Raw genomic sequence first — 19,481 nt, 5'->3', positions numbered from 1 at the left:
CAGTCCTAATATGTTATTGATCGTAAAAGTTAGCGACGAGTTTTGCAGCGGCTAGATCTTCAAGCGCGTGACCAACGGATTTGAACAAGGTTATTTGGTCATTGTTAGTTCGTCCTGGATGCTGGCCTTGGCTTAGCTCGAAGAGATCGGCATTGAGATCGTCTAGCGTTATGACACCATTATCAAGTGGGATTTTTATATCGCCAGTTTCTTTAGTTGCACCGGGACGCGAATCAACAAAGATATCACAGCGCTTAACGACGTTATCATCGGCTTCGCGCATATCAGGTCGGTAAGCGCCCACTAAGTCTACATGTTGTCCATTACTTAGCCATTCACCTTTAATAAGCGGTGTTTGACTTAAGGTTGCAACACTAATGATGTCAGCATTTTTAACTCCTTGCTCTATTGAATCGGTAATATCAACGATTAGGCTTAAGTCGCTCACTTGCTCGAGAACGGCTTGCGCTTTACCCTTGCTGCGTCCCCAGACCGTAACGTGAGTAATGGGCGATACGGCATGATGAGCACGAATAAGCTGTGGCGATAGGGCACCCGTACCAACAACAAATAAATGATTGGCATTTTTACGGGCCAAGAAGCTTGCTGCAAGGGCTGACGCTGCTGCTGTCCGGTTTGTGGTTAATGTTGGCGCGTCCATCATGATCTCTGGCGTGCCTGTATGCAAATCCATGAGTAGATAAATGCCTTGTATTGATGGCAGATCAATTTGTGCATTATCTGGTGCTACTGTAACCATTTTTACACCGGCTTTGTCGCCTGCTTGCCATGCTGGCATCAACAGTAATGTAGTTTCTCGTGACGCATTTGGATTATCCATATCGTGGTGATGACGCAGTGGTACTGTGATATCACTACAGAATGCGTCTTTGAGCGCGCCAATGAGTGATGGAAAGGTTAGGGCATCTTGTACTTGTTTAGCGTTTAAATGTTTCATGAATGACTCGTTAAACTAATGTTTGTATACAATATATCATGCGTACGACGAAACTTAAGTAGTTTTTTATTGTTGATTAAGAATCGCAGCAAATAGGCTGATTAACCTGTTTTAGCACTTTTTAGACGACGTCGTTATGATAGACTAGCGCCACTAAATTTAATGTAGAGAATAAAGTTAATGTCAAACAAAGCCGTATTTTTAGATCGTGATGGCGTAATTAATGTAGATACTGGCTATGTAAGCCACAGCGATGACTTTGTTTTCATTGACGGTGTGATTGATGCGTGTAAAGCCATTAAAGAAAAAGGCTATCAAATTGTAGTCATTACCAATCAGTCAGGTATTGCTCGTGGCTATTTCTCAGAAGATGAGTTTATGACGTTAACTGAGTGGATGGATTGGTCATTGGCTGATAAAGGCGTTGATATTGACGGTATTTATTTTTGTCCGCATCATCCAGAAAAAGGCATTGGTGAGTTAAAACAAGATTGTGATTGTCGTAAGCCTCAGCCTGGTATGATTTTAAGTGCTAAGGAGCACCTAAACATTGATTTATCTCAGTCGTTTTTAGTCGGTGATAAGTTATCTGATTTGCAGGCAGGTAAAAATGCCGGTGTTGCGACTAATATTTTGGTTCGTACAGGTAAAGAAGTGACAGAAGAAGCGACTGAAAGTGCTGATCATGTTGTTGACAGCTTAGTCGATGTAATTGATTTAATTTAAGATTAATTCTCCTTCAAAATTAGTTTCTAAATTTTGAATATTTTATTGTCATTGGTGGGTCTTTTACTCAAATTTTATTATTGGTAATTGCCCATGACAGACAAACATTTCCAACTCGCTGTAAAGTCCCTATTAGGATTGAGCTTTTTGCTCCTCGGCCTTTCGTTCTTTCTAGGACAAAACGCTGGGGCGATAAAAGCAACATTTAGCTTTTATTCACTCACTCAAATGATTGAACCTGCATTACTTGGTCAGTTAACGGGCACTTTGTTTGTTGCTGTCGCCATTGCGTTATTCGTACCCCATAAAAAGGCTAGTAATTTCGCGTTCATCGGCATGTTAGTTATTGCTGCTGTGCCTTTGTTGACGCTATTGAGTGAAACCCGTTGGGTTGCTGCTCATGGTGGATTTCCGGTTATAGGCTCAGGTCAAGGCATTATCAAGTATTTTGCGATTATTCCACTTGCCGTGTATTTGTTTAAGCCACATGCGTTAAGTGAGCGTCAACAAGCTTGGTTTAATTACGCGACCATGGCGATGGTGCTATTTTGGATTGGCGGCGTTAAGTTTTTTGAATATGAAGCAAACGCTATTGAACGTTTAGTTGTCAATTCGCCGTTGATGTCTTGGTTATATGACGTATTTTCCTTGCAAGGTGCATCAAACGCTATCGGTAGTTACGATATTGCTTTTGCATTATTGCTAGCTTTAGGCATGGTACTTGGTAACAAAAAACTGATGTGGGTTGCAGGCGTTGCCTGTGGCGCAGTATTTGGCATGACACAGACGTTTTTAATATCGTCAGGCGGTTTTGACGCAAGCACCGTTATTAATGGCCTTGGTCAGTTTGTTGTTAAAGATTTGTGGTATATCGCTAATCTATTAGTTATCGCGCAATTTTTAGCAGTAACGAGAAAGGCAAAGATTGCGTAATTAAAACTAGGATATTTATGAGTACATCATTTTTAAAAAGCATTCATCATGTTGCAGTAATTTGCAGTGACTATAAAGTTTCGAAGGCTTTTTATTGTGATGTACTGGGACTTACTATTATTGCTGAAACATATCGTGAGCAGCGCGACTCTTACAAGTTAGATTTAGCCCTACCTGATGGCAGTCAAATTGAGCTATTTTCGTTTCCTGATGCGCCGCCACGTCCGAGCTATCCAGAAGCTCAAGGGCTTAGACATCTTGCATTTTCCGTTGATGATATCGATTTGGTGGTTGAATATTTACAGGGACTGGGCGTTGTTGTCGAGCCAATTCGCGTCGATGAATTAACTGGAAAACAATTTACTTTTTTCAGTGATCCTGATGGTTTGCCATTGGAGCTATACCAAACTTAATCGCGCTTAATCTAGTGTTCACTAGCAGCGATAAATAATGCTTCAAATAATCGATGGAGCATTATTATGGCAACTTTCATCAGTAAAAAACTTATCGCATTGATGTGTGTATCAGTCACGGTAATTAGTGGACTATGCCTACCTGAAAACTTAATTATCCCTGTTAAAGGCGCAACAAGTAACGATTGGAACCATCAAACGTTTTGGTATTCGCCATGGGGCGCATCTGGTGTTCATAAGGGCATTGATATCTTTGGTAAGCGTCATCAGCAAGTGATTTCGCCAATATCTGGCTTTGTTATTTTCTCTGGTGAGCTAAGACGTGGTGGCCACGCCATTGCTATATTAGGCCCCAAGTGGCGAATACATTATATAGCGCATTTGCAAACGAGAGATATCAGTGTTGGCAGCTGGGTAACGCAGGGCGATAACATTGCTACCCTAGGTGATAGTGGCAATGCATTAGGTAAACAACCACATGTTCATTATTCAATAATGACACTGGTGCCTTATTTATGGCTAATTGACTTTGAAGAGCAGGGCTTTAAAAAAGCCTTTTATCTCAATCCACATCAAAAACTAAAAAGCGCCGATTTTTAAGTCGGCGCTTTATATTTCTGTCTATTGCTAAGCGGTTAGTTTGGAATAAAGCGTTTGACGAATTTATTAGCGTTGCGCATTCCAACGCTACTGTTTTGAGCTGTTTTAGTTAGTACCAGATACAGCCACGGCACAAGATAAAGACTCATAACAGTAGAGAAACTTAAACCACCGATTATCGCAATGGCTAGAGGACCATATGATGGGCCATCACCACCAATTTGAGCGCTGCCAATTGCTAGCGGGATCATGCCAAGAATGGTGGTTAATACCGTCATTAGCACTGGGCGCAGTCGCGTGACACACATGTCGCAAATAACTTGTTCTAGCTCTTCACGCTTGGGTGTCATTTGATTAATTTGGTCAATGAGCACAATACCGTTATTAACGACAATACCCATTAAAATCAAAATTCCTATCATGCCCATCACACCCATGCTGGTTCCTGTGATCATGAAGAACCAAAACACGCCTGTAATAGAGTAAATAATAGAACTGATGATAGCTGCTGGCAGTAACAATGATTCAAATAATGCCGCCATCACGATGTAAATCATTGCAACAGCCAGCAACATGTTGACCATCATAATATTTTGTTCTTGTTGTTGGCGTTCAAATCCTTGACCGAGTTTCCATTGATAACCAGCTGGCATATTCACATGTTCCATCGCTTCTTTTAATCGTTCTCCAGCTTGCTCAGTGGTGATGCCATCAAGATTGGCGCCGATACTCAGCGATGTCTGACGATTTTGACGATTGATATTGCTCAGTTGTGGTTTCACGGTGAACGTCACCAAATTTTCTAAGGTGATCATACGCCCATCAAATTGGGTGATGGGAATCTGCTTTAACTTGGCAAGAGAGTATTTAATTTGCTTATCAAACAACATTTCTATACGCACTTCACCTTGGGGATCATGACGGAAGCTTCGTAAGTTTCTCCCGCGAAGCGCACTCGACACTAATGAGGCAACTTGTTGAGAGCTTAAGCCATAACGACTGGCTTTTTGTCTATCAACAGTAAGCACCATCTCTTGTTGCTGTTGTGACATTTCACTTCGAACATCAGACAACCCTTCGATTTGTTGTAATATCGGAATAATCTGATTACTAAGCTCTACTAATTTGTCAGTTGACGGGCCTGTAAGCGACATTGATGTGCCGCCAGCTGCTGCGCTGCGCCAGCTAAACTCAGGTTTAGCGATGGCGAACTTAGGCATGCTTTCTCGAATACGTTTTTTTATCTCTTCAATACCAAGCGTTGCATCTTCTTTAAGCAACAGGGTTGAACTGGCATATTCAGGATTGTAGTAGGTATACACCGACTCGATATCAAACTTATCTTGGTTGGCATATAAGAATGTTTCCATCTTATTAACCAATGCTTCAACTTCTTGCAGCGGGTATTGACCATTCAGATGATAGTGCAACCTGATGCGCGTCGTGTCATCGCTATTGTTATTGTCAGAGGTAATCACGCTAAACGGTAATGCTGTACTTGCCAAGATCATGATGGCGAAGAATCCGGTGAGTTTAGGGCGTTGTAACAACCAACTTAAACTTTTCTTATAAATACGATTGCCCGGTTTATCAGCGCTATTTTTTCGTTTTTTAGGTAGCAGTTTTTCTAAGGATACTTTAGACAGAAGTAGTGGCAATAATGTTTTGGCTACTAATAATGATGCGGCCAATGAAATACAAATGGCGATGGCGACGTGTTCAAGGAAAACCGTTAGCTGTACTTTTTCACCGATAATATTCGGTAAGAACACTATCATGGTGGTCAATGTGCCTGTGATAACCGCTAAGCTTACTTTTGATACGCCCGTTTTTATATTGTAGTGGACACTCTTCTCTGGGGATTTTTTGTATTGTGCTGCGATGGACTCGGTAATCACCACTGAGTTGTCAACCAACATACCAACGGCCAGTAATAACCCCATTAACGACAATACATTGAGGGAGTAACCTAACAAATGCATACAGGCTAACGTTAAACAAATTGAGAAAGGCACTGAGGCCACAACTAATAAAGTAATCGGTGTATTTCTAATAAATAAGTAAAGTACGGCAAATGACAATAGTGCACCAATACCGCCAGCTTGAAGTAAATCAGACAGTGAGTCTGTTACTCCTTTTGCTTGATCTTCCATTAAGAAAATATCAATACCTTCAAATTTTTCACTGGCAGAGACTTCGTTAATGGTTTCAACAACACGGGCAGATACATCAACAAGGTTGGCACTTGATTCACGAAAAACATCTAAGCCAATGGCATAACTTTGGTTGAGGTGACGGCCTTCTTCGGGATCTTTCCGCTCATAATTAATGGTGGCAATGTCGCCTAAATAAATATGCTCATTAACCCGCAAGTTACGAATGTCATTTAAGTTAGTGTATTCACCTTGTGGTGACACACGCATGGTTTGATTATCACTTTTGATCGCGCCCGCATTAATCGAAAAGTTTTGCTTGTTTAATAATGCGGTTAATTGGTTTACATCAATGTTGTGACTCGCCATGCGATCGCTTGATAAACGAATGATGATTTGACGTGGATCGACACCGTATAAATCAACTTTGGACACGCCAGATAAACGCTCAAGTGGCTTCTTAAGAAAATTATTAAGTAAATCATAGCTATTACGCAGCTCTCGTTCACTCGATAAACGCATCGTAAGAATTGGCATATCTGTGGTTGAGAATTGATAGACAAAGATACGTTCTAAGTCATCGGGTAATAGGTGTTTAACCGCATCAATTTTTTCCCGAGCTTCAATGCCTTTACTGGTGATACTTTTATCCCAGGCTACTTCAACGAAGATATTACTGCCATTTTCGCTTGAATTTGAATTCATGCGAACAATGCCGCCCATCGTTGCGAGAGCTTCTTCAAGTGGTCGGGTTACTAAGCGCTCAACCTCTGCTGGGCTCGAACCAGGGTAAGGGGCATTGATCATGATTTGCGGCACATCAATACCAGGGAATTTCTCCAGTGGTAACATTCGTGATGCAGCAATGCCCAGTAAAAGCATTGTTAGTGCAATCATAAAGGTCGTAACTGGGCGCTTTAAAGCAAGCGCCGTTAATCCTGTATTGTTTGAATCATCCTTGCTCATGTTATGCCTCCGTCGCCGATGAGTTATCGAGCTGTGCACTTTCCGTTGCTTTGACAAACTTCTTACTATCAAACAAGCGATAAAGCACTGGAATGACAATCAGTGTTAACAAGGTAGAGAAGATCAAACCACTAATAACGGTAATCGCCATTGGAGCCCGTAATTCACTGCCTTCGCCGAGGCCAATACACATTGGCAATAAGCCTAAAATGGTGGTTAACGTTGTCATAACTATTGGCCGTAAACGTGACTGAGCAGCAATTTTAATGGCTTCAACTTTTTCCATGCCTTCGAGGCGTAATTGATTGATGCGATCCACAAGGACAATGGCATTATTAACCACAATACCACTTAGCATCATTAAACCGAGGAACACGATAACGCTTAAGTTAGTACCTGTGATGTATAAGCCAAGGAGTGAGCCAACACCTGCTAGCGGCACACTAAATAAAATAAGTAATGGATGAAGTAGTGACTCAAACTGAGAAGCCATGACTAGGTAAACTAAGAACACAGCAAGTGCTAGCGCCATCATCATTGAATTGAATGACTGTTCCATTTCTTCACTTTGACCACCAAAATTACTAGTAATGTTTAGCGGTAAGTTTAGTTGTTCAATCAGAGTATTTGCGGCTTCAATTGCGCTTTGTTGATCGCCAGTTGCAATATTGGCGCTAATAACGGCCACACGTTGTTGGTTGATACGGTTAATTTGCGCTGGACCTACCGTTTCTCTAATTGTCGCCACGCTATCTAACGAAATTGGCTGTTGACTATTAGGGTTAACAATCATTGCGCGCAAATCGTTGATTGAGTTTCTGTCTGCTAAGTCACTGCGCACCAGAATATCAATTTTACGATCAAACATAGTGAATTGGCTCGCCACGTTACCGCCAACTTTTACGGCGATAAGTTGTGAAATATCTGCGCTATTTAATCCGAGGCTTGCAATGCGTTTATGATCAAATTCAATCGCTAATTCAGGCTGACCACGTCGCATACTGTTGACAACATCATCAAATACCGCTGATTGATTCATAAGTATCGCTAGCTCTTTGCTGTAGCGATCAAGTGATTCAAGATCATAGCTTGCCAACTCAATACTCATTGGTTTGCTCAAGGTAAATAATGCAGGGCGATTAATTTCGTTACTGGCTCCGACAATTTGTCGAGCGATTTCACGAGTCTTATCCATGATAGCTTGCTCATGAATTTTATTATTTACAATAATTTGCAATCTCGCTTGATGCTCGCCACCTTTACTAGCACTACTTGTCATTAAACTACCGCGGCCTGACAGTGAATAAGTGCTTTTTACGCGCTCGTCGTCTTTTAATGCATCAGAGATGCGGTTAATTGCTTCGTCTGTTTTAACAAGTGGCGTGCCTGGCGCCAGTTCGAGCTCCAAATAAAACTCTCCTTGGGATAACGAAGGAAGTAATTCAAAACCAACACGCGGGGCAATAACAACACTGGTACAAGCAAGACCTAGGGTGACTACAAGTGTTTTAAAAGGATGTGCTAGTGCACCTGATAGTAGCTTTTTAAAGCCGCTAGCTAGTAAATCAAAGACCTTATTAAACAGCCCTGTAATTGGGTTAAATATAAATCCGAATGCTTTGCTCAGACCATGGAAAATAACTAAAACAATGCGAGTGATGAGCATTGGCAGTAATATAAATACGGCATAAAGCGGTGAAACTAGAACATATAGAATTTTTCCGCCAAGACCACGCTCAGAAAATAGCACACGCTGATAACCTGTTGAATCATCGTCATTTGACGATTTTTCACGTGATGCCAACATTGGAATCAACGTTAGTGCAACAAGCAATGACGCGAGTAGGGCAAAGGTCACTGTCATCGCTTGATCGTGAAACAATTGACCGGCAACACCTTCAACGAAAATCAGTGGCACGAAAACTGCGAGCGTAGTTAAGGTTGATGCGACTATAGCGCCGCTTACTTCTTTCGTACCTTTAACTGCAGCATCACGATTTGATAGCCCCTGCTCTTTATAACGGGCGATATTTTCTAGTACAACGATAGCGTTATCGACCAATAAACCTGTGGCCAATGCAATACCGCCAAGCGACATAATATTAAGTGTTATCTCATTGCCATACATTAGATTAAACGTGGCAATGACTGACACAGGAATTGAAAGCGAAATAATGAGCGTTGGAACAATTGAGCGTAAGAAAAGATACAGCACCAACATGGCCAACAAGCCACCAATAATCGCTGCTGATTTTACTTCGCTAATCGCATTACTGATAAAGGTTGATTGATCGTAAACCAGTGTTAGTTCATAACGACTGTCGCCTTTGTCCTTTTGTCTATCTAATTGACGTTTAATTCGAGTGGCAACTTCAACGGTATTAGCATCACCTTCTTTGTAAATTGCTAACTCAACCGCTTCTCTTGCATTAATTCGCGTAACGTCAGTACGTTCTTTGTAGGCATCTTTAATATTTGCAATGTCTTTTAGGTAGATGATTTGATCGTTTTGTTGATATACCACCAAATCACCAATCTGTTTAATGTCACTAAATTGATTGAGTGTTCGAACGAGGTATTGAGTATTGCCTTCGATGAGTTTACCGGCTGAGATATTAATATTCTCACGACGAATAAGTTGGCTTACTTGTTCGCTACTTAGATTTAACTGCGCCAATTTATACTGGTCGATCACCACTTGATATTCTTGTTCTAAACCACCACCTAATTTGACTGAAGCGACGCCAGCAATCGACTCTATTTGGCGCTTTACATCATATTCACCGTAGGTTCTCATCGCAGTTAAAGTATGGATGCCTGCATTCGTATCCGTTGAAACGGTGTCTTTCGGTTGCAATGCCAATCGAACAATAGGGTCGAGGCTCGGATTAAACTTTAAAATAAGTGGCTTTTCAACATCAAGAGGCAATGAGATTAGGTCAAGTTTTTCGCGCACTTCAAGACTAGTGATGTCCATGGCGACATCCCATTCAAACTCAAGTAAAACATCAGATTGGCCAGGTTTAGAGATCGAGCTGATTTTACGTAAACCTTTTACAACACCAACGGCTTCTTCAATGGGTTTACTTATAAGCTGTTCTATTTCTGACGGTGCTGCACCAGTGTAAGTTGTACGTACCGTTAACGTTGGGTAGCTTAGTTCTGGTAACAGGTTCACCGCTAGACGCGATAACCCAACGAGACCGAATAGGATGATGGCAAACGTCGCCATCCACACCGTCACAGGACGATTTATTGCAGTATCAATAATTTTCATGACGAATTCCTAAGATACTTTAGCGATAGTTTCTGTCACTGATTCTGACATTGGATCGTCAGTTGTTTTAGGCTGGTTAATCACTTCAATGAGCGCATCATTTTTAAGATTACGATGACCTTTGATAACGATTTGAGTGTGTGAGTCAATGTCACCTGTCACCTCAGTAATTTCTTCTTGGTTGTAGCCAGTGGTTACTAGCACTTCATGAGCTTTATTGTCTTTGATAACGAACACGTATTGCTGACCATCTCGATGAATTATCGCGTCAGATGGCACCGTTAATGAATCTTTATGTGTATCAAATACTACTGCGATTTGTGCAAACATACCTGGTTTTAAGAGCGATTCGCTATTAGTAAGTGCCAAAATGACTTTAAACGTACCGCTTTTGCTATCAATCACTGGTGAAATTGAACGAACGTGAGCATTGAATGACTGATCTGGTAGCGCTGAAAATGCCAAAGTCGCTAATTGATCGAGTTTAACATTGGCAAGTTGCGCTTCTGGAACATAGAGAATAGCTTGTAGATCTTGCTGATTGACGATGTGAAGTAACTGCTGATATGACTGACTAAAGTGGCCTTGCTTGACCATTTTGTTAGAGATGTAGCCTGAAATAGGTGCTTTTATTAAGCTATCTTCTAAATCTAACGCTGCTAAATCATAGGCGGCTTTTGCCGATTGGTAAGAAAACGATAACTTATCAACTTGATCGCGACTGACTAAGTTTTTAGCTTGAAGTTTCTTTAAACGGCTGAGTTCTTGATTGATGCTCGCTAGTTCAGCTTGTGCTTTATTCAATGCTAATTGATAACGACGAGAATCGATCTTTGCGAGCAATTGACCCTTCTTAACATAATCACCTTCTTCAACATTCAGTTGTTCGACAATACCTGTCACGCGGCTAATAACTTGTGCGTCATCGCGAGATTCTAGGGTGGCAGTTGAATGGTAAGTTGAAGAAATTGGCTGCTGTTTTATGTGAGTTGTAACAACCGGAATGGCAAATTCCTTATCGTCTTTCTCGTCATCTTTGGCATTTGAATCGCCACATCCCGAAAGTAGGCTAGAAAGAAGAAGGGCGGCGATAATTGATGTTTTTGTAGTAGTTTGCATGATCCGATGCTCTTGTTATCAATAATAAAATATAATCCGAAAGAGCATAGCTTATGCCAAGTTATATTAATCTAAACAAAACAGATAGTTAGTTATGTGTTGTACGATATTTTATAATTGAGTTAGTGAATATTACTATTGCTGGTGGCGAGATTGATTAAAAAAGTGTGAAGTCGCTAGGTCTATTAAACGCATAAGAGCAGGTAATAAAAAAGCCCGTTTGTAATATTACAAACGGGCTTTCATTAACTTATTTTACTAAGTTTTATTTTTTAGCATTTGATTCAAAGTCACGTGCTGCTGCACCAGTGTATAACTGACGAGGACGACCGATCTTGTGACCTGGTTGACCCAGCATTTCTTTCCAGTGCGAAATCCAACCAACTGTGCGAGACAGGGCGAAGATAACAGTAAACATTGATACTGGAATGCCCATTGCGCGCATCACGATACCTGAGTAGAAATCTACGTTAGGGTAAAGTTTTTTCTCGATGAAGTATGGGTCTTCAAGCGCGATGCGCTCAAGTTCCATTGCTACGTCTAATAGTGGATCGTCAATTTTTAGTTCTGAAAGAACTTCATGACATGTTTCACGCATTACTGTTGCACGTGGATCGTGGTTTTTGTAAACGCGGTGACCAAAGCCCATTAGGCGGAATGGATCAGACTTATCTTTCGCTTTAGCAACGTACTCTTCGATGCGATCAACACTGCCGATTTCTTCAAGCATTGTTAAACACGCTTCATTTGCGCCGCCATGTGCTGGGCCCCATAATGAAGCGATACCAGCCGCAATACATGCGAATGGGTTAGCGCCTGATGAACCCGCTAAACGTACAGTTGACGTTGAAGCATTTTGTTCATGATCAGCATGTAATGTGAAGATACGATCCATTGCACGAGCAATCGTTGGGCTAATTTTGTAATCTTCAGCAGGAACAGAGAACATCATGTTTAAGAAGTTTTCTGAGTAAGAAAGGTCATTCTTAGGGTAAACAAATGGCTGACCAACGCTATACTTATAGCTCATTGCAGCCAGTGTTGGCATTTTTGAGATCAAGCGAATAGCTGATAAATCACGGTGACGCGGGTTATTAACGTCTAGTGAATCATGATAGAACGATGATAAAGCACCAACAACACCACAAAGAATTGCCATTGGGTGAGCATCACGACGGAAGCCTTTAAAGAACTGGAACAACTGGTCGTGAACCATAGTATGGTTCTTAATCAATGCAACAAACTCGTCGTATTCAGCTTGAGATGGTTTGTCACCATGAAGAAGGATGTAACATACTTCTAAGTAATCAGCATTGTTTGCTAGTTGGTCGATTGGGTAACCGCGGTGTAAAAGAATACCCTTTGCACCATCAATGTATGTAATTTCAGACTCACAAGAAGCCGTTGCCATGAAACCCGGGTCAAAAGTGAAATTTCCGGTGCTGCCAAGCTTGCTGATGTCGATTACATCGTGACCTGCGGTACCAGATGAGATTGGAAGTTCAATAAGATCATTTCCGTCGATCGATAGGGTAGCGTGACGCTCTGTCATACGATTTGCTCCTGTGTAATTTTTCTGTCTATTCATTAAATTGGTTGTTGTATTGACCAATAAATATTCAGGTTACATAAATAAATGGCCTGTATTTAACCTAATAATTGCATAACTTGTCAATTTAAATGAATGTTTAAAAACGGTTGTGTTGCTTTTTTGTGCTAATTCTGTGTATTTTTTGCATTTTGTGTGCGAATAATAGTCAAGTTAACTCGAGAGTATGTCAAGTTAACGAATAAATCTTATCAAATGATTAAATTTAATAATCTTTATTTGACCGCGAAAGACGCGATTTATGGCATTACATTAATTGTATTTATGTAACAGTCCCAGTATACTTTCTTCGGATTTAACGGGTTGTGGAGTTTTGACACAATTCGTAAGTACCAAACAAAGGGAAAGATAGGTAATTAATGGGTGTTAATTACTGAAGCCATTTCTTGTCGGAGCCCGAGAGGCTTTCTCTTTTATAAAAATAAATGGGCCTCCAATTTAGCTTAAGTGAGCACAATCGTGAAAAAGCAAAGACCTGTAAACCTCGACTTACAGACCATTAGCTTACCATTACCTGGATTGGCATCAATTCTACACCGTATCAGTGGCGTTATTATGTTCGTTGCAACTGGTATCTTGATGTGGTTTTTTGCCGAATCGTTATCAAGCCCATTAGGCTTTGCAAACGTTCAGGATATTATGAGTAGCTTTTTGGCGAAGTTTGTCTTCTGGGGCATATTAACCGCGCTAGCCTATCATCTAGTTGTAGGTGTTCGTCATATCATCATGGATATGGGTTACGGTGAAGAGTTAGACTCTGCAAACACCACGGCACGTATCTCAATGGTTATCACACTAATTTTATCAGTATTAGCAGGGGTTTGGGTATGGTAAATAATGCCGCAACACTAGGGCGCAGTGGCGTTCATGATTTTATTATCATTCGTGTGGCAGGCATTAATTTAGCACTGTACGCACTTTTCCTTTTAGGTTTCTTCCTGACAAATGACGTGAACTATCTTTCATGGAAATCATTGTTTTCAAACCTAGGAATGCAAATTTTCACGATCATCACTTTGCTTTCGCTATTGGCTCACGCCTGGATTGGAATGTGGCAAGTCCTAACAGATTACGTAAAACCTGTTGGTCTTCGTTTTGTTCTTCAACTAGCAATTAACGCGGCAGCATTTAGCTACGTGGTTGCTGGTATTGTTATTTTATGGAGAGTCTAAAGTGAGTATTCCAGTATTAGAATTTGACGCCGTTGTAATCGGCGCTGGTGGTGCGGGCATGCGTGCTGCACTGCAAATTTCACAAGAAGGCAAAACGTGTGCACTTATTTCAAAAGTGTTCCCAACACGTTCGCACACTGTATCTGCGCAAGGTGGTATCACCGTTGCACTAGGTAACAGCCATCCAGATAACTGGCATTGGCATATGTATGACACGGTTAAAGGCTCAGACTTTATCGGTGATCAAGATGCTATCGAATATATGTGTGAAGCGGGTCCAGAAGCAATCATCGAACTTGAGAACATGGGTTTACCATTCTCACGTACCGAAGAAGGTAAAATTTATCAACGTCCATTTGGTGGTCAATCGAAAGAATTCGGTGGCGAGCAAGCGGCACGTACAGCGGCTGCTGCTGACCGAACTGGTCATGCATTATTACATTTGCTTTATCAACAAAACGTTAAAAACAAAACTAACGTATTTAGCGAATGGTATGCCCTAGATTTAGTTAAAAACGACGACGGTACTGTTGTTGGTTGTACTGCGATGAACATTGAAACGGGTGAAGTAGTTTACTTTAAATCTCGTGCAACTGTTCTAGCAACTGGTGGTGCTGGTCGTATTTACGCATCAACGACCAATGCTCACATTAACACTGGTGACGGTGTTGGTATGGCAATCCGTGCTGGCTGTTCTATGCAAGACATGGAAATGTGGCAGTTCCACCCGACAGGTATTGCAGGTTCTGGTGTACTAGTAACCGAAGGTTGTCGTGGTGAAGGTGGTTACCTTCTAAATAAAGATGGCGAACGTTTCATGGAGCGTTACGCACCAAATGCTAAAGATTTAGCATCACGTGACGTTGTTGCGCGTTCTATGATGAACGAAATTCGTGAAGGTCGTGGTTTGGATGGCCCATTAGGTCCACATTGTTTATTAAAACTTGATCATTTAGGTAAAGAGACACTTGAGTCTCGTTTACCAGGTGTTTGTGATTTATCACGTACCTTTGCTCACGTTGATCCTGTTGATGCACCAATTCCTGTACTACCAACATGTCACTACATGATGGGTGGGGTAATGGCGAACATTCACGGTCAAGCGTTAACACGTAATGATGCTGGTGATGATGTGATCGTTGAAGGTCTATTCGCTGTTGGTGAAATCGCTTGTGTATCAGTACATGGTGCTAACCGTTTAGGCGGTAACTCATTACTAGATTTAGTAGTATTTGGTCGTAGTGCTGGTAAGTTCCTTGGTGAATACCTAACAGGTGACTTAAATCATAAAGATGCTTCTCAAGCACAAATTGATGACGCACTTGCTCGTCTTAACCGTTGGGAAAATAACAAAGACGGTGAAGACCCAGTACAAATTAAGAAAGACATGCAACTTTGTATGCAGCTTAACTTCTCAGTATTCCGTGAAGGTAAAGCAATGGCTGAAGGTTTGGCTGAACTTAAGAAGATTCGTGAGCGTTTACAAAACGCAAAACTGTCTGACAATTCAGCAGAATTCAATACACAACGTATTGAATGTTTAGAGCTAGATAACTTAATGGAAACTGCTTACGCAACTGCTGTTGCTGCAAACTTCCGTGAAGAATCTCGCGGTGCTCACTCTCGTGAAGATTTCCCTGAGCGTGATGATGACAACTGGCTATGTCACAGTGTTTACAATGCAAACACTGGTGAAATGACCAAGCGTGATGTTAACTTCACACCTAAGACGCGTGAAGCCTTCCCACCTAAAGCTCGTACATACTAAGGAGAGAGTGATGAAAAAAGTATTCTCAATTTATCGCTACAATCCAGATGTTGATGCGAAACCGTACATGAAAGATTACACGTTAGAGATAGAAGAAGGCTCTGACATGATGGTTCTTGATGCGCTTATCTTGTTGAAAGAACAAGATCCAACGTTATCATTCCGTCGTTCATGTCGCGAAGGTGTTTGTGGTAGTGACGGTGTAAACATGAATGGTAAAAATGGCCTCGCATGTATTACGCCATTATCAGCCCTTAAAGGCAGTAAAGTTGTTTTACGTCCATTACCTGGTTTACCGGTTGTACGTGACTTAATTATTGATATGAGCCAGTTCTACACTCAATACGAGAAGATCAAACCATATCTAATTAACGATGGTAAAGTGCAACCAGCACGTGAACATCTGCAAACTATTGAAGAACGTGACAAGCTAGATGGCTTATACGAGTGTATTTTATGTGCTTGTTGTTCAACATCTTGTCCGTCATTCTGGTGGAACCCTGATAAGTTCATCGGTCCTGCTGGTTTATTACACGCTTACCGTTTCATCATTGATAGCCGTGATACGGCTACTGATGAGCGTTTGGGCGAGTTGGATGATGCATTTAGTGTATTCCGTTGTCACGGTATCATGAACTGCGTTAGTGTTTGTCCAAAAGGATTAAACCCAACAAAAGCCATTGGTCATATTAAATCTATGTTGTTAAACCGCGCGGTATAATGAATGGATATTGACCTTAGGTTAATAAAAGAATAAGAATTAAATAGCCGTATGCTCAATGGAGGATATGGCTATTTTTGCGTTAGAAACATTTAAAACTTTTGATTAAGTTTTCGTTAAATAATAAGTATTCTCGATTGAGTGTTATTTATCATCTAGCGGTTGTTTTTAAGTTTATTGTAGCGTTTGGCTTAGACCAATCTATTTTTAATTGATTGGTGAAACTAAAAAGGGCAAAAAATGCATGAAGGCATAATGAAGGAGTGGCTTGAATCGTCACACCTAGCTGGTGCTAATGCGGGCTATATAGAAGACTTGTATGAAGCATTTCTTGAAGATGCAACATTAGTTTCTGATGAGTGGCGTGCTGTGTTCGAACAGTTACCACGCAGTGAAACTGATGGCGTTGAAGAAGTAAATCATACTCAAATCCGCGATTATTTCCGTCGCGCTGCCAAAGAGATCCGTGGTGGTGGTGCAAGCGAAATCGATCCGCAGACTGCTTCTAAGCAAGTAAAAGTACTGCAAATGATCAACGCCTACCGCTTTCGCGGTCATCAGCACGCAAACCTTGATCCATTAGGATTATGGGAACGTGACAAAGTGGCAGAGCTTAATCCAGCATTTCACAATCTGGATAAAGATGATATGGACACTGAGTTTAACGTGGGATCATTTGCGGTAAGCAAAGATTCTATGAAACTCAAAGACTTGCACAAAGCGTTAGAACAAACGTACTGTGGTAGCGTAGGTGCAGAATACATGCACATTACCGACACAGAAGAAAAACGTTGGATTCAACAACAGCTTGAGTCAGTGCAAAGTACGCCAGATTATTCAAAAGAAGAAAAACTACGCTTACTTTCAGGGTTAACCTGTGCCGAAGGTATTGAAAAATACGTTGGTGCTAAATTCCCTGGTGCAAAACGTTTCTCATTAGAGGGCGGTGGCGCACTTATTCCTATGCTTCGCGAAGTGCTTTATAAAGCCGGTGAACATGGCGCGAAAGAAATCGTACTTGGCATGGCTCACCGTGGTCGTCTAAACGTACTGGTTAATCTACTTGGTAAAAAACCATCAGAATTATTTGATGAATTTGCTGGTAACCACGACGAAATGAATGGCTCGGGTGACGTTAAATATCACCAAGGTTTCTCATCTGATTTCGAAACACCACATGGCGCGCTTCACGTGGCCATGGCCTTTAACCCATCTCACTTAGAAATCGTAAACCCAGTAGTTATTGGTAGTGTACGTGCTCGTCAAGATCGTCTTGAGTGTAAAGATGGCAGCTTAGTAATGCCAATTACCATTCACGGTGATAGCGCGATTGCTGGTCAAGGTGTTGTACAAGAAACCTTTAATATGTCGCAAGCGCGTGCATTTAAAGTAGGCGGTACCATTCGCATCGTTGTAAATAACCAAGTTGGTTTCACAACAAACAATCCAGAAGATACACGTTCTACGATGTATTGTACGGATATTGCGAAAATGGTTCAGGCACCAATTTTCCACGTTAATGGCGACGATCCAGAAGCGGTTGCTTTTGTTTCTCGTATTGCGGTTGATTACCGTAATAAGTTTGGTCGCGATGTGGTTATCGACTTAGTATGTTACCGTCGTCACGGTCACAACGAAGCCGATGAGCCAAACGCAACTCAGCCATTGATGTATCAAAAAATCAAACGTCATCCAACCCCACGTAAGATTTATGCCGACAAACTATTAGGTCAAAGCTTAGTAGAGCAAGGTGATATCTCGAGCATGATTAACGATTATCGTGACCGTTTAGATCACGGAGATTGTGTGGTTGACGAATGGCGTCCAATGACATTGCATTCGACCGATTGGTCTCCTTATGTAGGTCACGATTGGGATATTCCTTACGACAATACTTTACCGTTAGATACGATTAAAGTATTGGCACACAAAATGTGTGAATACCCAGAAGATCATAAGTTACAGTCACGCGTTGCTAAAATTTACAACGATCGTGTCACTATGGCTAATGGCGACAAGCCAGTTGATTGGGGTTTTGCAGAAAACCTTGCTTACGCGTCTATCGTAAACGATAAAGCGAACGTTCGTATTATCGGTCAAGATAGTGGTCGTGGCACATTCTTCCATCGTCATGCTGTATTGCATAACCAAAATGATGCATCAACCTACGTTCCACTAAAGAACATCTCTGAAGACCAAGGTAAATTCCGTCTATTTGATTCGGTATTATCAGAAAACTCAGTGGTTGCATTCGAATATGGTTATACAACAGCAGAGCCTGCTGGTTTAAATATCTGGGAAGCACAATTTGGCGATTTCGCTAACTGTGCCCAAGTAGTATTTGATCAATTCATTTCGTCGGGTGAGCAAAAATGGGGCCGTTTATGTGGTCTAACAATGCTCTTACCACACGGCTATGAAGGCCAAGGCCCTGAGCATTCATCTGCACGTTTAGAGCGTTTCTTACAGCTTTGTGCCGACCATAATATGCAAGTTGTTGTACCTTCAACGCCAGCGCAAATTTATCATATGCTTCGTCGCCAAGTGGTTCGCCCAATGCGTCGTCCATTAGTGGTAATGACGCCTAAGTCACTATTACGTCATCCATTATGTGTTTCTTCACTTGAAGAACTTGCACATGGAACGTTCCAAAACGTGATTGGCGAAATCGACGAAATCGATGCAAGCAAAGTTCAGCGCGTTGTATTTTGTAGTGGTAAAGTTTACTACGAACTATTGCAAAAACGTCGTGAAGACAAGCTTGATAACATCGCTATTATTCGTGTTGAACAACTTTACCCGTTCCCACACGATGAAGTTGAGAAACTATTGGAACAATATAGCCACGTTACTGATTTTGTTTGGTGTCAAGAAGAGCCGCAAAACCAAGGCGCATGGTACTGTAGCCAGCATCATTTCTGGTCTGCAATTCCAAAAGGTGCAAATCTGACTTATGCAGGTCGTGCTGCGTCAGCTGCCCCAGCGTGTGGTTATCCAGCAATGCATAAACAGCAACAGCAAGATTTAATTGATGCTGCGCTTATTATTAAATAATTATTAAGGGAA

At 41.4% G+C, this 19,481-nt stretch carries 14 protein-coding genes; 9 read left to right on the top strand and 5 right to left on the bottom strand.

Annotation, left to right across the window (positions count from 1 at the left end):
- Positions 1–13: 13 nt before the first annotated feature.
- Positions 14–958, bottom strand: a complete 945-nt coding sequence (locus ACMAZF_RS13825) for an ornithine cyclodeaminase family protein (protein WP_435274372.1) — start codon at positions 956–958, stop codon at positions 14–16.
- 180 nt (positions 959–1,138) lie between these two features.
- On the opposite strand from ACMAZF_RS13825, the gene gmhB reads away from it, so the two are divergent.
- The 4 genes from gmhB (at position 1,139) to ACMAZF_RS13805 (ending at position 3,630) form a co-directional block, all read left to right on the top strand.
- A complete protein-coding gene (gene gmhB, locus ACMAZF_RS13820; RefSeq protein WP_435274371.1) occupies positions 1,139–1,684 on the top strand; it encodes a D-glycero-beta-D-manno-heptose 1,7-bisphosphate 7-phosphatase in 546 nt (181 codons plus the stop codon).
- A gap of 93 nt (positions 1,685–1,777) precedes the next feature.
- Positions 1,778–2,617, top strand: a complete 840-nt coding sequence (locus ACMAZF_RS13815; RefSeq protein WP_435274370.1) for a DUF417 family protein — start codon at positions 1,778–1,780, stop codon at positions 2,615–2,617.
- 17 nt (positions 2,618–2,634) lie between these two features.
- Positions 2,635–3,030, top strand: a complete 396-nt coding sequence (gloA2, locus tag ACMAZF_RS13810) for an SMU1112c/YaeR family gloxylase I-like metalloprotein (RefSeq protein WP_435274369.1) — start codon at positions 2,635–2,637, stop codon at positions 3,028–3,030.
- Positions 3,031–3,096: 66 nt separating this feature from the next.
- Complete coding sequence (locus tag ACMAZF_RS13805) at positions 3,097–3,630, top strand: M23 family metallopeptidase (protein WP_435274368.1); 534 nt, start codon at positions 3,097–3,099, stop codon at positions 3,628–3,630.
- A 35-nt stretch (positions 3,631–3,665) separates the two neighbouring features.
- On the opposite strand, the gene ACMAZF_RS13800 is transcribed toward ACMAZF_RS13805, so the two are convergent.
- From ACMAZF_RS13800 to gltA, 4 genes are all read right to left on the bottom strand, one after another.
- Positions 3,666–6,749 carry an efflux RND transporter permease subunit gene (locus ACMAZF_RS13800; RefSeq protein WP_435274367.1) on the bottom strand — a complete coding sequence of 1,028 codons (3,084 nt, stop codon included), beginning with the start codon at positions 6,747–6,749 and terminating at the stop codon, positions 3,666–3,668.
- Between the two features lies 1 nt (position 6,750).
- A complete protein-coding gene (locus tag ACMAZF_RS13795; protein ID WP_435274366.1) occupies positions 6,751–10,026 on the bottom strand; it encodes an efflux RND transporter permease subunit in 3,276 nt (1,091 codons plus the stop codon).
- 9 nt (positions 10,027–10,035) lie between these two features.
- Complete coding sequence (locus ACMAZF_RS13790) at positions 10,036–11,145, bottom strand: efflux RND transporter periplasmic adaptor subunit (protein ID WP_435274365.1); 1,110 nt, start codon at positions 11,143–11,145, stop codon at positions 10,036–10,038.
- A 265-nt stretch (positions 11,146–11,410) separates the two neighbouring features.
- Positions 11,411–12,697: a citrate synthase gene (gltA, locus tag ACMAZF_RS13785; protein WP_435274364.1), complete on the bottom strand. Its 1,287-nt coding sequence runs from the start codon at positions 12,695–12,697 to the stop codon at positions 11,411–11,413.
- Between the two features lie 516 nt (positions 12,698–13,213).
- On the opposite strand from gltA, the gene sdhC reads away from it, so the two are divergent.
- The 5 genes from sdhC (at position 13,214) to sucA (ending at position 19,469) form a co-directional block, all read left to right on the top strand.
- Positions 13,214–13,588 (top strand): succinate dehydrogenase cytochrome b556 subunit, encoded by a 375-nt coding sequence (gene sdhC, locus ACMAZF_RS13780; protein WP_435274363.1) that lies wholly within the window; start codon positions 13,214–13,216, stop codon positions 13,586–13,588.
- Entirely contained in the window at positions 13,582–13,926 is a 345-nt protein-coding gene (sdhD, locus tag ACMAZF_RS13775) for a succinate dehydrogenase, hydrophobic membrane anchor protein (RefSeq protein ID WP_435274362.1), read from the top strand. Before sdhC ends, sdhD begins: the two co-directional genes overlap by 7 nt.
- Position 13,927: 1 nt before the next feature.
- Positions 13,928–15,694 carry a succinate dehydrogenase flavoprotein subunit gene (gene sdhA / locus ACMAZF_RS13770; RefSeq protein ID WP_435274361.1) on the top strand — a complete coding sequence of 589 codons (1,767 nt, stop codon included), beginning with the start codon at positions 13,928–13,930 and terminating at the stop codon, positions 15,692–15,694.
- Positions 15,695–15,704: 10 nt separating this feature from the next.
- On the top strand, positions 15,705–16,415 hold the full coding sequence (locus ACMAZF_RS13765; protein ID WP_435274360.1) for a succinate dehydrogenase iron-sulfur subunit: 711 nt from the start codon (positions 15,705–15,707) through the stop codon (positions 16,413–16,415).
- A 240-nt stretch (positions 16,416–16,655) separates the two neighbouring features.
- Positions 16,656–19,469, top strand: coding sequence for a 2-oxoglutarate dehydrogenase E1 component (gene sucA, locus ACMAZF_RS13760; RefSeq protein ID WP_435274359.1), 2,814 nt, complete (start codon positions 16,656–16,658; stop codon positions 19,467–19,469).
- Positions 19,470–19,481 lie beyond the last annotated feature (12 nt).

The sequence above is a fragment of the Psychrobium sp. nBUS_13 genome (assembly GCF_051201665.1).
Classification (GTDB): Bacteria; Pseudomonadota; Gammaproteobacteria; order Enterobacterales; family Psychrobiaceae; genus Psychrobium.
Note: the sequence above shows the minus strand (reverse complement) of the source record. Positions and strands in the feature narration are given on the sequence as shown.

Coding starts and splice junctions, on each gene's coding strand:
- ACMAZF_RS13825 (WP_435274372.1), bottom strand. CDS start 958: ATGAAACATTTAAACGCTAAACAAGTACAAGATGCCCTAACCTTTCCA.
- gmhB (WP_435274371.1), top strand. CDS start 1,139: ATGTCAAACAAAGCCGTATTTTTAGATCGTGATGGCGTAATTAATGTA.
- ACMAZF_RS13815 (WP_435274370.1), top strand. CDS start 1,778: ATGACAGACAAACATTTCCAACTCGCTGTAAAGTCCCTATTAGGATTG.
- gloA2 (WP_435274369.1), top strand. CDS start 2,635: ATGAGTACATCATTTTTAAAAAGCATTCATCATGTTGCAGTAATTTGC.
- ACMAZF_RS13805 (WP_435274368.1), top strand. CDS start 3,097: ATGGCAACTTTCATCAGTAAAAAACTTATCGCATTGATGTGTGTATCA.
- ACMAZF_RS13800 (WP_435274367.1), bottom strand. CDS start 6,749: ATGAGCAAGGATGATTCAAACAATACAGGATTAACGGCGCTTGCTTTA.
- ACMAZF_RS13795 (WP_435274366.1), bottom strand. CDS start 10,026: ATGAAAATTATTGATACTGCAATAAATCGTCCTGTGACGGTGTGGATG.
- ACMAZF_RS13790 (WP_435274365.1), bottom strand. CDS start 11,145: ATGCAAACTACTACAAAAACATCAATTATCGCCGCCCTTCTTCTTTCT.
- gltA (WP_435274364.1), bottom strand. CDS start 12,697: ATGACAGAGCGTCACGCTACCCTATCGATCGACGGAAATGATCTTATT.
- sdhD (WP_435274362.1), top strand. CDS start 13,582: ATGGTAAATAATGCCGCAACACTAGGGCGCAGTGGCGTTCATGATTTT.
- ACMAZF_RS13765 (WP_435274360.1), top strand. CDS start 15,705: ATGAAAAAAGTATTCTCAATTTATCGCTACAATCCAGATGTTGATGCG.
- sucA (WP_435274359.1), top strand. CDS start 16,656: ATGCATGAAGGCATAATGAAGGAGTGGCTTGAATCGTCACACCTAGCT.